The organism is Micromonospora sp. NPDC048868, assembly GCF_043198195.1.
GTDB classification, from domain to species: domain Bacteria; phylum Actinomycetota; class Actinomycetes; order Mycobacteriales; family Micromonosporaceae; genus Micromonospora; species Micromonospora reichwaldensis.
Map to the genome: position 1 here is coordinate 382,289 of NZ_JBICUN010000005.1, position 14,721 is coordinate 397,009.

Consider the following 14,721-nt stretch of genomic DNA (forward strand, 5'->3'; position numbering starts at 1 on the left):
GAGGCGCGACCACGCCGCACGCCCGGTGCGCAGGTGACGGTTACTTCAGGGATCCGCGGGTTGGAGGTTCGAGTCCTCCGCCGCCTTCGGGTGGCTAGCTCAAGCGGCAGAGCAGCGGACAGGTCCGTCGCCGACTTCTGGTCTCGGGTGTGCGGTGCGGTCGCGCCTTCCGCTCCACCCACACGGGGTACGCGATGGCCAAGTTCAACCTCAAGCTGCGGCGCGACAAGCCGCCCGTCACCGCCGAGGGCGCGCCCGGCTTCGTCCGCGAGCCACGGGCCGAGCTGTTCCTGCTGGGCGTGTCGAACATGGTCGGCGAGGACACCTTCTACGAGGGCGCCGCCGACCGGGACTCCCGGTTCCGCGAGCTGGTCGCCGCCGTGGCCGTCGCAGACCCGGACTGGTTCGCGCGCTTCGTGCGGTGGCTGCGTACCGGCGCGATGCTGCGTTCCGCATCCGTCGTGGCCGCCCTGGAGGGTGCCCGCGCGCAGGTCGCCGCCGGCATCCCCGGTTCCCGGGCGGTGGTGGACTCGGCGTTGCAGCGGGCCGACGAGCCGGGCGAGGCCCTCGCGTACTGGCTGGGGCGCCACGGCCGGACGATGCCCAAGCCGGTCAAGCGGGGCGTCGCCGACGCGGTGACGCGGCTGTACCACGAGCGGAGCCTGCTCAAGTACGACGCCGACGGCAGCCCGGTGCGGTTCGGCGACGTCATCGACCTGACCCACCCGACGGCGCGGGACGCGCGGCAGGGCGACCTCTTCCGGCACGCGCTGGACCGCCGGCACAAGCGCGACAACCCGCTGCCCGGGTCCCTCACGATGCTGGCGGCGCGGGCCGAGCTGATGGCGTTGCCGGTCGAGCGGCGCGTGGAGATCACCGACCCGGCGGTGCTGGGCGCGGCCGGCATGACCTGGGAGGCCCTCGCGGGCTGGCGGCAGACCGCGATGGACGCCGCGGCGTGGGAGGCAATCATCCCGACAATGGGCTACCTGGCGCTGCTGCGCAACCTGCGCAACTTCGACCGGGCCGGTGTCAGCGACGCCGTCGCCGGGGCCGTGGCGGCCAGGTTGGCCGACCCGGCCGAGGTCGCCCGGTCGCGCGTGCTGCCGATGCGGTACCTGTCGGCGTACAACGCGGCACCGAGCCTGCGGTGGGCGTACCCGTTGGAGCGGGCGTTGCAGCAGGCGCTGGCGCACGTGCCCGCCCTGGACGGGCGGACCCTGGTTCTGATCGACACGTCGGGGTCGATGAACACCGCGTTCAGCAAGGACGGCACGTTGCGCTGCTGGGACGCGGCCACGGTGTTCGGCCTCGCGCTGGCTGCCCGCGCGCAGGACGCCACCGTGGTGTCGTTCTCCAACGCCAGCACGGTGTTCCCGGCCGTCGCCGGCGAGTCGGTGCTGGCGGCGGTGCGCCGGTTCAAGGAGGGTGGCTACTTCCACGGCGCCGGGACCCAGACCGAGAAGGCGGTGCGCGACCACTACGACGGGCACGACCGGGTGGTCATCCTCACGGACGAGCAGGCGCACTGGCACGGCGCGGCGGACGTCACGGCCGCCGTGCCCGCGCGGATACCGGTGTACACCTGGAACCTGGCCGGGTACCGGGTCGGGCACGCACCGGCGGCCGGCAACCGGCACACGTTCGGCGGCCTATCCGACGCCGCGTTCGCGATGATTCCGCTCATCGAGGCGGGGTCACGCGACCAGTGGCCCTTCTGACCCGCGTCGCGGCGTCGGCCCCGTCGCCCGGGGCCGGCGCCGGGGCACGGCCGGTGGACGACACCCATTGACGGTCGTCTGCGCACGTTGCAAGATGCGGGCGCACCCGTCGTGGTGTGAAGCTCCGGTGATCCCTGGCGTACCGCGATCAGGAGGCCCAGCACTGTGAATACCGGTCTGTCGCTCGTGCTCTTCCCCATCGCGCTGGGCATCGTCATGCTCGGCCTCGGCCTCACCCTGACCATCGCCGACTTCCGTCGCGTCGTCGCCTATCCCCGGGCCGTGATCATCTCCCTGGTCTGCCAGATGCTGGTCCTGCCGGCCGTCTGCCTGGGCCTGGTGCTCGCCGCCGACCTGCGCCCCGAGTTGGCCGTCGGCATGATGCTGCTCGCCGCCTCCCCCGGCGGCAGCACCGCCAGCCTCTTCAGCCACCTGTTCCAGGGCAACGTCGCGCTGAACGTCACCCTGACCGCCATCAACTCGGTGCTCGCCCTGTTCACGCTGCCGGTGATCGTCAACCTCTCCGTCGCCGCGTTCATGGGCTCGGACAGCTCGCTCGGCCTCCAGTTCGACAAGGTGCTCCAGGTGTTCGCCCTGGTGCTCATCCCGATCGCGATCGGCATGGTCGTCCGGCAGCGGCGTCCCGCGTTCGCCGAGCGTATGCAGCGACCGGTGAAGATCCTCTCCATCGTGGTCCTCATGGTCGTGATCGTCGGCGCGGTCCTCGGCGTCAAGGACGAACTCGCCGCCACCATCGGCGCGGTCGGCCTCATCGCCCTGCTGTTCAACCTGCTCAGCCTGGCCATCGGGTACGCGGCGCCGCGCCTGCTGCGCGTCGGGCACCGGGATTCCGTCGCGTCGTCGTTCGAGATCGGCGTCCACAACGCCACCCTGGCCATCACGATCGCACTCAGCCCGGCCCTGCTCAACAACACGGACATCGGTATGCCGCCGGCGATCTACGGCATCCTGATGTTCTTCACCGCCACCGCCTTCGGCTTCGTCGCCGCGCGGCGTGGCAGGGCCGCCGCCGATCCCACGAGGCAGCCGACCGCGGCGGCGTGAGCGGCCCGGCGCCGGAGGGCGGAGGACGCCCTCCGGCCGGGCGCCACCGGCAAGTACGCGCCATCTTCCCGGCCCAGGGGGATGGACCGGCGCGTCGCTGGCAGTGACCATTGGTAGTTGGTCGAATGCCCTGAGTGGAGACGGTGGGGGGCGACCCCCGCCGCCCGCCGTGCCACCACCCGGGCGCGACCGACGACCACGTCACCGCGCAGCGAGGAGACACGCCCGTGACCGGAGCCGCCACCCGCACCGAGCGGGACACCACGTCGGAACAGTCGGCTCCGGCAGGGGCGCAGTCGGTCCTGCCGGAGCTGCGGACGATGTACTGGGAGACCGGGATGCAGGCGCGGTCGGAAGCCGGCCTGTTCACCGTGTTCGCCGAACTGCCCCGGCTGGTCTGGACGGCGGTCCGGACCAGCTGGCGGGCCGACCGCCTCCGGACCTCGGTGGTGGCCGCCGCGACACTCGGCGGCGGGGCGATGGCCGCCTTCGGGCTGCTGGCCACCCAGCGGGTGCTCGTCGAGCTGTTCGCCGGGGGCCCGACCACGGAGAAGGTGGTCGCCGCGACGCCCGCGCTCGCCGTGCTGGCGGGGGCGACCGCGCTGCGCGCCGGCATGGGCATCGCCACCGGGTACGCGCAGAACGGGCTCACCCCGCGGGTGAGCCGGGAGGTGGAACGCGGCCTGTTCGAGATGTCCACGGCGGTACGGCTGGAGGCGTTCGACGCCGACGCGTTCGCCGACGACATGGAGCGCGCCTCCCGGGGGACCGAGTCGACTGTCGACCTGGTGGAGTCGTCGATGAACCTGCTCGCCGGGCTGGCCGGCCTGCTCGCCGTGGCGGTCGCCGTCGTCGTCATCCACCCGCTGCTGCTGCTGGCGCTGCTGGTCGCGACGCTGCCCAAGGCCTGGGCGTCGCTGCGGGCCGGGCACCTGCGCTACCGGACCTACACGGCCGGCTCGGTGCGGCGACGGCGACTGTGGCTGCTGCACCGGCTGATGGCCGAGCGGGACTCGGCGCCGGAGCTGCGCTCCTACGGGCTGCGCCGCTTCCTGCTGGACCAGTACGACCGGGTGATGGAGGTCGAGACCGACATCGAGCTGGCCCTCGCCCGCCGGGTCACCACGACCACCACGGTCGGGGCGGTGATCGGTGGAATCGCCACCGCCGTGGTCTACCTCCTGCTCGGGCTGCTGCTCGTCGACGGTCAGATCCCGCTCGCGGCGGCGGCGACCTGCGTGGTCGCGGTGCAGGCCGCGCAGCGTTCGCTGGCCGTCACCACCTTCCAGGTCGACCGCGTCTACACCGAGGGCCAGCACTTCGGCGACTACACCGGGTTCATGACCCGCGCCGCCGACTACCTGCCCGACCCGGCGGCGGGCGCCGGCCCCGGCCCGCTGCGCGAACTGGCCGTGCGGGAGGTCAGCCTGCGCTACCCCGACCGGGACGTCCCCGCCGTGGACCGCGTGACGCTGACGATCACGGCGGGGCAGACGGTGGCGTTCGTGGGCGAGAACGGCTCGGGCAAGACCACCCTTGCCGCGATGATCGCCACCCTCCGCGCGCCCACCGAGGGCGTCATCTGCTGGAACGGGCGGCCCCTGCCCGAGTGGGACCTCGACGGGCTGCGGGCCCGCATCGCGGTGGTCACGCAGGAATACCACAAGTGGCCGTTCACGGCCGCGACGAACATCGCCGTCGGCGACGTCGAGAGCGAGGCCCGGCAGGACCGGATCGAGGCCGCCGCCGCCCGTGCCGTCGCGCACGACATGATCCAGGAGCTCCCCGACGGGTACGAGACGCTGCTCGACCGGACGTTCGCCAGGGGCCAGGACCTCTCCGGCGGCCAGTGGCAGCGCATCACCGCCGCGCGCGGCTTCCTCCGCGACGCCGAGCTGCTGGTCATGGACGAGCCGTCCTCCGCCCTCGACCCGCGCGCCGAGGACGCCCTGTTCCAGGCCATCCGGGACCGGCAGGGTCGGGCGACCACCATCCTCATCACCCACCGGCTGGCCAACGTCCGGCACGCCGACCGGATCTTCGTCATGCACGACGGCGCGCTGGTCGAGGCCGGCAGTCACGCCGAACTCGTCGCCGCCGGTGGCCGGTACGCCGAACTGTTCGCCCTCCAGGCCGCCGGCTACCACGGCGCCCACGACGAGCACGCCCCCGCGCCACGGCAGCGTTGACCCGACGGGCGCTGCGGCCCCCAGGGGCGTCCCGGGGGCCGCAGCGTCGCGTCAGTGGACGATGACGGGAGCCTTCGGCTGCCCCTCCTGCTGGCCGTCGAGCAGGTGCGACGGCTCGCGCCGACGCGGCAGGAACGCCACCGGGACGAACGTGAGGAGCACCAGCGCGAACGCGACCCAGAACGTGGTGGCGAAGGAGCTGGCGGCGAAGTCGAGGCCACGCTGGATCAGCGACGGGTCGACCGGGAACTGCTCGGCCAGCTCCGGCTGCTGCTGGAGGGCGATGGCGAGACCGGCCTCCGTCACCGGCTCCCCGCTCGGGTCGGTCACCCCGGGGATCGGCCGGGAGTCGTTGAGCTCGCTGGTGAGGATCACCGACATCATGGCGGCGCCCACGGACCCGCCGATCTGCTGGAGGATGTTGACCAGGGTGGAGCCGCGGGCCACCTCGTGCGCCTTGAGCGTCTTCAGCGCCGAGGTCATGATCGGCATCATGGTGCCGCCCATTCCCAGGCCCATGACGAACAGCGACCCGCAGAGCAGGACGTAGGAGGTCTGCGGGTCGACCTGGGTGAAGGTGAAGAACCCGACGGCGATGAGTGCCAGCGCGAACGGCACGGTACGGCCGACGGGGACCCGGTCGGCAAGCATCCCGGCCACCGGCATGGTCACCATCGCGCCGATGCCCTGCGGCGCCATCAGCAGGCCTGCGGTCAGCGTCGACTCGCCGCGGATCTGCAGGAAGTAGCTCGGGAACAGCAGGCCGGCGCCCATGAACGCGATGATGAACACGAACATGGTCACGGACGCGATGGTCAGGTTGCGGTTGGCGAACAGCCGCAGGTCCAGCAGGGGGTGCCGGGGCCGGAAGGAGTAGATGACGAAGGCGACAAGGAGCGCGCCGCCGACCAGCATGGGTGCCCACACCCCGGTGTCGGCGAACGTGCCGGTCTCGGGCAGCGACGAGACGCCGTAGAGGAAGAGGGCGAGCCCCGGCGAGAGCATCAGCATGCCGAGGAAGTCGAACGACTCGGACGGCTCGGGGTTGTCCTTCGGCAGCGCGAGTGCGGCGTAGACGAGCCCGACGGCGCCGATCGGCAGGTTGATCAGGAAGATCCAGTGCCAGCTCGCGATGTCGATCAGCCAGCCACCGAGGATCGGGCCGCCGATGGGCCCGAGCAGCATCGGGATGCCCAGGACGGCCATCAGCCGACCGATCCGGTGCGGACCGGCCGCCCGGGTCATGATGGTCATGCCCAGCGGCATGAGCATGCCGCCACCGAGGCCCTGGAGCACGCGGTAGCCGACCAGTTCCCCGAGGGTGTCGGCGGTGGCACACAGCCCCGACCCGATCGTGAAGAGGGCCAACGCGATCATGTAGAGGCGTTTGGTGCCGAACCGGTCGGCAGCCCAGCCGCTGAGTGGGATCACCGTGGCCAGGGCCAGCGTGTAGGCGGTCATGGTCCAGGCGACCTCGGCGTAGGACGCCTGGAACTCGCGCTGGAAGGTGGGCAGGGCGACGCCGACGACCGTCACGTCGAGGATCGACATGATCGCGCCGAGGACGACGACCCCGGCGATCTTGAGCACCGAGGCGTCGAGCTTGTCCGAGGTCGCGATGGATTGTTGTGTCACTAATTCTCCTGGGTCCCCGTGGTGGCCGGCGCGAGCCGTGCCTCGACCTGTCACGTGCTGACACTGTCCGCAGGCAGACTAACGAGCGGCACCGACGATCGGCGTAGGATTTCCGACCGCCGGAGAGTGGGCGACGCCACGTCGGCGGGCGGGTCGACCGCCGGAAGGGGCGCTCCTTCGCGCGAAGGTCGGGGCCCGGTCGGTGGCGGTCAGCCCACCTTGGGCACGGCGCGGGAGATGATCGCGGCGAAGTCGACGCCGCGGGGCAGCGTGCCGTACGCCTGGCCGTGGTCGCCGCCGAGCCGGGAGGCGCAGAAGGCGTCGGCGACGGCGGGGTGGCCGTGCCGCACCAGCAGCGAGCCCTGCAGGACCAGGGCGAGCCGCTCGACGACCCGGCGGGCCCGCAGCTCGACGTCGTCGCGGTCGGACAGCTCGGCCTGCACCTCGCGTACGGCGGCGTCGAGCCGGGCGTCGGCGCCGGCCGCAGCGGCGACCTCGGCCTGGAACGCCGCCATGACCTCGGGTTCCCTGCTGAGGGCGCGCAGCACGTCCAGCGCGGCGACGTTGCCCGAGCCCTCCCAGATCGAGTTCAGCGGGGACTCGCGGAACAGCCTCGGCATGCCCGACTCCTCGACGTAGCCGTTGCCGCCCAGGCATTCGAGGGCCTCGGCGGCATGCGCCGGCCAGCGCTTGCAGACCCAGTACTTGCCGACGGCGAGGGCGAGCCGCTTGAACGCGGTCTCGCCGGCGTCGCCGCGCGCGGACCGGTCGGTGGCCCCGGCGAGGCGCATCATCAGGACGGTGGCGGCCTCGGACTCGACCGCGAGGTCGGCGAGCACGTTGCGCATCAGGGGCGCCTCGACGAGGTACCGGCCGAAGGCCTGCCGGTGGGTGGCGTGGTGGGCGGCGGTGGTCACGCCCTGGCGCATGCCGGCCGCCGCGCCGATGACGCAGTCGAGGCGGGTCAGGTTGACCATGTCGATGATGGTGCGCACGCCACGGCCCTCGTCGCCGACCCGCCAGGCGACCGCGTGCTCGTACTCGATCTCGGCCGAGGCGTTGGAGCGGTTGCCCAGCTTGTCCTTGAGGCGCATCAGCCGCATCGGGTTGCGCGTGCCGTCCGGCAGGACGCGCGGGACGAGGAAACAGGTGAGCCCGCCCGGCGCCTGGGCGAGGGTGAGGAAGACGTCGCACATCGGCGCCGACGTGAACCACTTGTGCCCGAGCAGGCGGTAGGTGCCGTCCGGCTCGGGGCGGGCGGTGGTGGTGTTGGCGCGTACGTCCGAGCCGCCCTGCTTCTCCGTCATCGACATGCCGGCCAGCAGTCCCCGCTTGGCCAGCGGCGGACGCAGCCCGAAGTCGTACGACGTGGCGGTGAGCAGCGGCTCGTAGCGCGCGGCCAGCTCCGGGGCGTGCCGCAGCGCCGGCACGGCGGCGTAGGTCATCGAGATCGGGCAGCCGTGGCCGGCGTCGGGACGCCAGGTGTAGAACTTGGCCGCGCGGGCCACGTGCGCGCCCGGCCGGTCGTCCGCCCACGGCGCGGCGTGCAGGCCGTGCGTGACCGCGGTACGCATCAGCTCGTGCCAGGCCGGGTGGAACTCCACCTCGTCGACGCGGTGGCCGTGCCGGTCGTGGGTGCGCAGGACCGGCGGGTGCTCGTTCGCCAGCCGCCCGTGCTCGATCGCCTGCTCGCCGCCGCCGAGGCGGCCCAGCTCGTGCAGCTCGGCGGCGGCCCAGCCGGCGCCCTCGCGGTCGAGCCCGTCGAGCAGCGCCGCGTCGTCGGCCGTGTCGTGACCGACCAGCGGCGGAACCTGGTTGAGGACCTCGTGCGTCGTCACGGCGACACTCCCAGCGCGCGGTGGAGGAAGGTGATCAGGTGTTCGATGGTGCGCGGCCCGGCGACCCCGGCAGCGAGGGGGCCGACCATCGCCTCGGCCAGGGCGCCGACCAGCGCGGTGGCGGTCAGCTCGGGATCCTGCGGGGGAAGTTCGCCGCTCGCCACCCCCTGGGCGACGTGACCGGCGATCAGCGCGGCGTACGCGCGGCGGAAGACGAGCCGCTCGGCGTCGACCGCCGGGTCGGCCGGCTCGGCGAGCAGCGCGTACGCCAACCGGGGCGAGCGCAGCGCCCGGCCGGAGAACGTCTCGATGACGGCGGTGACCCGCTCGGCGACGGTGCCCTCCAGCGCCGCCGCGCGCGCCACCGCGTCCACCTCCCGCTGCGAGGCGGTGCGGAACACCTCGGCGACCAGGTCGGCCTTGGTGGGAAAGTGCCGGTAGACGCTGCCGGTCGCCATCCCGGCCCGCTCGGCGACGGCGGCGACCGAGCAGCCGGCGTACCCGTGCTCGGCCATGATCTCCAGCGCGGCGGCGATGATCCGCTCCCGGGACGCGCTGAGCCGGGCCTTCACGCGTTCGGTGCTCCGGTAGACCACGCAAGGATTGAACCACCATTCAATCTTTGCCGGCAAGGTCGCCGCCGCGAGCGGCAGAGGGGCGCCTCCCGTCCCCGGGGAGGCGCCCCTCTGCGATGGCCGACACCTGACCCGCTGGCCGAGCGGGGCGGGTGCGGTCAGCAGCCCTGCCGGCGGCTGTAGATCTGGTGGCGCTCGCCCGCCCACCCGATGTAGCCGACCGCCTCGACGCAGTAGGACGCCGTGCCGGTGACGCCGACCGGGCCGGCGTGGTAGCTGAAGTCACCGGAGTCGGTGTCCGCGCTACCCGAGCGGGTGCAGTGCGCGCCCTCACCGGAACGCTCGGCGCAGCGGTAGATCTGCACGAAGGTGGGTGCCGACTTCCCGTAGGCCGCGCCGCGGTGGTAGAAGCACGCGCTGTTGGTGCCCCCGTTGCTGCTGTTGTAGTAGATCACCAGTTCGCCGTAGCCCGAGGACTGCACCTGGCTGTAGATGATCGTGCCCGAGCAGGAGCCGGCCGCCTGGGCGGCGGGTGCGCCGATCGTCATGACCGACGCGACGGTCACCAGTGCCATCAGGGTCGAGAACACTCTCTTCATGGTCACCAAGGCCCAATCCACAGTCGACTGTCTTCCGATGTGGATCATGATCGCACGACGCGCGCCCCGGCACCGCCCCGTGGACGGCACGTCGCCGGGCGTCAGAGCTGCCGCAGGACGCGCGGACACCCGCCCACGCCGCCGCCGGCGTCACGGGGCGTGGCGCCACCAGGGGTTCTCGAGAACGAGTTCCTCGAGGTCACGGACGTTCTCGGCAACCGTCTGCGCGGGAATGTCCGGGCGTTGGAGCGAGACGCGGAGGTCCGCGGCGAGGTAGCTCGCCTCGCGCACCTCGCACTCCCGGCGCAGGGTGGCCGGGGACGTCCCCGTCTCGTCGGCGACGACGTCGAGGACGGCCTCCATGTGCGGGCCGCTGAACCGGACCAGGAAGAACCAGTCATCCATCGGTTCACCGAAGCGCGCCCACTCGAAGTCCAGCAGCGCCGTCACACTGCGGTCACGAGCGAGCCAGTTCCCCCAGTGGCAGTCCGCGTGGACCGGGACGGCCACGCTCGCCTGCGCCGGCGCGCCCTCCGCTATCGCCGCCAGACCGTCGAGCACCCGGCGAGGGATGGTCCCGTCCCGGTTCAGGGCGGCGAGGCTCTCCACCTCGGCGAAGAGCGCTGCCTGGCTGACGAATCCGCCATGGTCGAGCGTCTCTGCCAGCGTCTGCCGGGCGGGGGCCGCAGGCGTCCAGCGGTGCAGTGCGTGCAGCCGCTGCACCGCCTCCGCCGCCAGCAGGCGCGCGGTCACCTCGTCCACGCCGGGCATGTCCATGCCGGGCGTCGCCCCGGGCGCGCGGGCGTAGCAGGCGTAGCGGACCTCGCGGGTCTCCAGCTCGTAGCGCCCGCTGTCGAGCAGCGGCGCCGTGATGCCGGCGGGCAGGTGGGGCGCGAGGGCGATCTCCCGGTCCAGTCGCGAGTGGCGGTCGGCGTCGATCACCTTCACGACGACGTCCGCCCCCAGGTAGACGTGGTGCGAGAGGCTGTCGGCGACGGTCATGGGGCCGGGGTCCCGGCCCAGGGCCGCCGTGGCGATCGCGTGGGCCACGTCGTGGGCCTGTCGCGGGTCGATCATCGGCGGTCGCACTGCGGCGTGGCCGTCGTCCTGGAGAGCGTCATCCGGGTGTCCGATCGTGAGGGCCGGTCGCGAGCACACTATCCCCGTACGGCGATCGTCGCTGTCCACCTTCGACGCGCCTGCGTCCCTCACCCGGCCGTAGGGGTTCCCGCGGTGCCGAACCACCTGGCGAGCGCGACGTCGAGCGTCTGCTGGTCCTCGCCGACCCACGCGACGTGCCCGTCCGGCCGGAGCAGTACCGCCGGCACGCCCCACTCGTCGCTGCCGTCGGCGACGTGGTCGACCCGGTCGGCCCAGCCGTCCACCGCGAGCCGCCCCGTCTGGTCGAGCAGCAGCCCGTTGCCGGTGCGCAACAGCTCGAACAGACGCCCGTGCTTCAGCCCGACGTCGCGCAGCCGCCGCCCGAGCAGGTCGTGGCCCGCACCGAAGTCGTACCGGATGTCGATCGCCGTGATCTTCTCCATCAGGAACCGGTTGACGTCGTTGAAGTCCATGAGCTGCGCCAACAACCGCCGAACCGCCTGTGGTCCGGGTTCGTTGGTCGTCAGCTGCATCTGTGCGCGGGTGTTGTCCAGCACGTCGGCGGCCACCGGATGCCGCTCGGACTCGTAGCTGTCCAGCAGGTCGTCCGGCGCCCAGCCGTTGACGGCCGCCGCCAGCTTCCAGCCCAGGTTGAACGAGTCCTGGATGCCGAGGTTGAGTCCCTGCCCACCCATGGGCGGGTGGACGTGCGCGGCGTCCCCGGCCAGGAACACCCGGCCGACCCGGTAGCGCTCGGCCTGGCGGGTCGCGTCGCCGAAGCGCGACAGCCAGCGCGGGGAGTGCGCGCCGAAGTCGGTGCCGGCGTACCTGCGTAGCTGTCGCGTGAACTCCTCGAACGTCGGCGGCACCGAACGGTCCTCGGCCACACCCTCCGCCGGTACGACCGCCCGGAACACCCCCGGCTTGCCCGACGGCCCGATCCCGAACCGCTTCTCCGTCCTGCGCACCTCGGTCATCACCTCGGTGAGGTGTTCCGGGGACGCCGTCACCTCCATCTCGCCCAGCAGGGTGTCGATCTTCGACGGCTCGCCGGGGAATCCGACCCCGAGCAGTTTCCGAACCGTGCTGCGCCCACCGTCGCAGCCGACGACGAACCGCGCCCGCAACGCGGTCGCGGAGCCACTGCCAAGGTGTACGGTCACACCGTCGTCGTCCTCCGCCAACCCGACCACCGCACCACCACGCCGGATCTCGGCCCCGACTTCGGCCGCGTGTTCCGCGAGCAGCCGGTCGGTGAGCGTCTGCGGAATGCCGAGCACGTATCCGTGGGCGGTGTCCAGCCCGATCGGGGCGGGCTTTTCGATGCCCGCGAAGAATCCCCTGAGCGGATACTGCCTGCCGTTTTCGAGGAACCGCTCCAACAGCCCCCGCTGATCCATCACCTCGATACTGCGCACGTGCAGTCCGAGCGACCGCACGAACGGCGGCGGCTCGGCGTCCTTCTCGATCACGAGCACGTGGACGCCCCGAAGACGCAATTCACTCGCCAGCATCATGCCGGTCGGGCCGCCGCCAACAATGATCACATCGAACATGAATCCCCCATGGTGTGCCGATTTCTGCGCTCGGCCGACGATTCTGCGCCACGACGGGGGTCTTGCCGCAAGCCCTGAGGTGCGGTATATGTTAATGGTGGCAAGGAGTTCCCCTCCTTGCCTTTGGTGTTCTCCGGCCCCGCACGCGCGGCCTTTGTCGTTCCCAGGCCGACAGGATCTGCCCGTCAGTACGCTGCGCTCGTCACCGGTTCCTCACGAACGGCCCTGCTGCCGGCGCACCATCTCGGTGATCCAGACGGGCGCGAACGGAGACGTGCAGCCCGGGGAGGTCGGGTAATCCTTCAGCACCCCCAGGCGCTCACCGATCTCGATCGCACGGGCGCGGTGCCCGGCGTGCTCGATCCCGATCCGAGCCAGGCACTCGTTCATCGCCCACTGCAGGCGATCCGGCGCGTCTCCCATCTCCGCCTCGATGACGTCGAGCAGTCCTTCGAGGTCGAGGCCTTCGGGCTTCTTCGTCACGCGTTCGGCGGTCAGGGCCCAGCCGGCACTCGCCACCACGGGATCGGGATCGGCGGACCACGCCAGGCGAAGCTCTTCGGAGTGCGGGTTCTTCTTCACCACGTAGTTCACGAGCCAGTCGTGCACCTTGGGTGTGCGCGCCTCGCGCAACATGACGTCCAACTCGTCACGCCCGTACGCCTTCGGGCGGCAGATCAGGATCGCCAGCAGCCTCGCCGCGGTGTCGTCCGTCGCCCAGAGCCGGCACGCGAGTTCCTGCTGCGTCCTGAGCCGCTTCGCGAGGGCGCGCAGCTTGCCGAGGTTCACACCGTGGTCGTCACCGTGTCTCCTGTTCACCTCGCGCGCCTGCGGGTCCTCGAGCGCGGCCAACTCGGCCATCACCTCGGCCACGGTCGTCTCCGTCACCCCAGCCTCCTCCCCCGTCTGTGCGGCTCAGCCTACGAGGGAAGCGCGGGTGAACCAGCTGATCAGCGAGGGCATGGTCGAGACAACCCATGGCGTTGTGGCGTCGTGGGCGCTTCGCCTGCGTGCCGGGGCTCCGCCGGTCGCCGGTGGGCCTAAGGTGCCGGAGAGCCCTGTGCCCGCGCCGGGTCGGCGGATCCGCCCGTCGCGCTGGCTGGCTGTGGGTTCTCCGTGCCGGCCGACCGCGCCCGCAGTCGGCGTACCTCCGGCACCGCGAGCGTCGCTGCCGTGCCGACCGCGACGGCGCCGGCCCCGGCGACCAGCGTCGCGCCGGCCCCGATCAGGGCGCTCGCCGGGCCGGCCAGGGCGTACCCGATCGGTTCGAAGGTGTAGGCGCCCAGCCAGTCGTACGAGCTGATCCGCGACAGGGTCTCCGGCGGGACGTTCTCGTGCATGGCCGTCTGCCAGTACGTCCAGAAGACGGACTGGGCGATCCCGCCGAGGAACGCGACCGCGGCGATGGCGACCGGGGAAGCCGCGACGGAGAGCAGCAGGAGCATGGGTACGAAGAGGAACGCGCCGGCCACCGCCGGGATCAACGGCCGCCGGGGGTGGGCCGACATGGCGACGAGTCCACCGACGAACGCCCCGAGACTGATCGCGCCCAGGATGAGGCCCCAGCTGGCCGGCCCGCCGAGCTCGTCCTTCGCGATCAGCGGGCCGAGCACCATGAACGGCGCCAGGCCGAGCATCCGCACGAGCGCGCTCTGGAGCGTCACCGGCCAGAGCCACCTGCGCGACCGGAAGTCCTGCCAGCCGTCCCGAACGTCGCGCAGCACGCTCTTGCCCGAATTGACGACGGGCGCGGCGCCGACCCGGATCGCGCTGATGAGCACGGCGCTGAGCAGGAAGGAGAGCGAATCCAACGCCAGCGCGTAACCGGCACCGACCGCCACCACCAACAGCCCGCCCAGAGCCGGCCCCACCACCCCCGCAGCCGCGATCATCAGCCCTCGCAGCGCGTTGGCCTCCCGGTGGCGCTCCGCCGGCACCGTCTCCGGTTGCAGGGCGCTGACGGCCGGGATGAAGAACGCCGAGGCGATTCCGGACACCACCTGCAACAGCAGGAGATGCCAGATCCTGGCGTGGCCGGAGATCAGCAGCGCCGCCATCACGCCCTGCGACACGAACCGCACCAGGTCGGCGGTGATCATGAGCCGACGCCGGGACATCCGGTCCGCGACCGCGCCGCCGACCACGAGGAACAGCGCCAGGGAGAACGCCTCCACGGCGAGCACGAGCCCCAGGTCGGAGGCGGAACCGGTCAGTTCGAGCACCCCGAAGGCCAGGGCCACGACGGTGATCTGGTTGCCGAGCTGCGAGGTGATGCGCCCGCCGAGCAGCAGCCGGAAGTCGCGCTCCCGCAACACGCGCATCGATGGAAGTGCGAACAAGAGGGGGGCCTCCTCAGACCGGACGGACCGCCGCCGTGCCGCGCCACGGCGGCGGTCACGAGCCCTCCATCTTCGCCCAACAGTCGGGCAAGGACGCCGCGAA

Annotated in this window: 11 protein-coding genes; 3 read left to right on the forward strand and 8 right to left on the reverse strand. The window is 72.0% G+C overall.

Annotated elements, in window-relative coordinates:
- Positions 1 to 194: 194 nt before the first annotated feature.
- The 3 genes from ACGFNF_RS11140 to ACGFNF_RS11150 all read left to right on the forward strand — a co-directional run bounded on the left by ACGFNF_RS11140 (position 195) and on the right by ACGFNF_RS11150 (position 4,975).
- Positions 195 to 1,721 carry a TROVE domain-containing protein gene (locus ACGFNF_RS11140; protein ID WP_393167296.1) on the forward strand — a complete coding sequence of 509 codons (1,527 nt, stop codon included), beginning with the start codon at positions 195 to 197 and terminating at the stop codon, positions 1,719 to 1,721.
- 165 nt (positions 1,722 to 1,886) lie between these two features.
- On the forward strand, positions 1,887 to 2,786 hold the full coding sequence (locus ACGFNF_RS11145) for a bile acid:sodium symporter family protein (RefSeq protein WP_357577531.1): 900 nt from the start codon (positions 1,887 to 1,889) through the stop codon (positions 2,784 to 2,786).
- Between the two features lie 320 nt (positions 2,787 to 3,106).
- Positions 3,107 to 4,975: an ATP-binding cassette domain-containing protein gene (locus ACGFNF_RS11150; protein WP_357577576.1), complete on the forward strand. Its 1,869-nt coding sequence runs from the start codon at positions 3,107 to 3,109 to the stop codon at positions 4,973 to 4,975.
- A gap of 51 nt (positions 4,976 to 5,026) precedes the next feature.
- Here the strand turns inward: ACGFNF_RS11150 and ACGFNF_RS11155 are convergent, their stop codons facing one another.
- The 8 genes from ACGFNF_RS11155 to ACGFNF_RS11190 all read right to left on the reverse strand — a co-directional run bounded on the left by ACGFNF_RS11155 (position 5,027) and on the right by ACGFNF_RS11190 (position 14,600).
- Complete coding sequence (locus ACGFNF_RS11155; RefSeq protein ID WP_393167298.1) at positions 5,027 to 6,610, reverse strand: DHA2 family efflux MFS transporter permease subunit; 1,584 nt, start codon at positions 6,608 to 6,610, stop codon at positions 5,027 to 5,029.
- A gap of 209 nt (positions 6,611 to 6,819) precedes the next feature.
- Positions 6,820 to 8,448: an isovaleryl-CoA dehydrogenase gene (locus ACGFNF_RS11160; RefSeq protein WP_357577533.1), complete on the reverse strand. Its 1,629-nt coding sequence runs from the start codon at positions 8,446 to 8,448 to the stop codon at positions 6,820 to 6,822.
- Positions 8,445 to 9,044: a TetR/AcrR family transcriptional regulator gene (locus tag ACGFNF_RS11165; RefSeq protein ID WP_393167300.1), complete on the reverse strand. Its 600-nt coding sequence runs from the start codon at positions 9,042 to 9,044 to the stop codon at positions 8,445 to 8,447. The genes ACGFNF_RS11160 and ACGFNF_RS11165 overlap by 4 nt, the downstream gene beginning before the upstream one ends.
- A gap of 137 nt (positions 9,045 to 9,181) precedes the next feature.
- On the reverse strand, positions 9,182 to 9,622 hold the full coding sequence (locus ACGFNF_RS11170) for a hypothetical protein (RefSeq protein ID WP_393167354.1): 441 nt from the start codon (positions 9,620 to 9,622) through the stop codon (positions 9,182 to 9,184).
- 150 nt (positions 9,623 to 9,772) lie between these two features.
- Positions 9,773 to 10,699, reverse strand: coding sequence for a hypothetical protein (locus ACGFNF_RS11175; protein WP_393167302.1), 927 nt, complete (start codon positions 10,697 to 10,699; stop codon positions 9,773 to 9,775).
- A gap of 131 nt (positions 10,700 to 10,830) precedes the next feature.
- Complete coding sequence (gene rox, locus ACGFNF_RS11180; protein WP_393167304.1) at positions 10,831 to 12,279, reverse strand: rifampin monooxygenase; 1,449 nt, start codon at positions 12,277 to 12,279, stop codon at positions 10,831 to 10,833.
- Positions 12,280 to 12,492: 213 nt separating this feature from the next.
- Positions 12,493 to 13,140 (reverse strand): DNA alkylation repair protein, encoded by a 648-nt coding sequence (locus ACGFNF_RS11185; RefSeq protein WP_357577577.1) that lies wholly within the window; start codon positions 13,138 to 13,140, stop codon positions 12,493 to 12,495.
- A 179-nt stretch (positions 13,141 to 13,319) separates the two neighbouring features.
- Positions 13,320 to 14,600: an MFS transporter gene (locus ACGFNF_RS11190; RefSeq protein WP_393167306.1), complete on the reverse strand. Its 1,281-nt coding sequence runs from the start codon at positions 14,598 to 14,600 to the stop codon at positions 13,320 to 13,322.
- Positions 14,601 to 14,721: the final 121 nt, after the last annotated feature.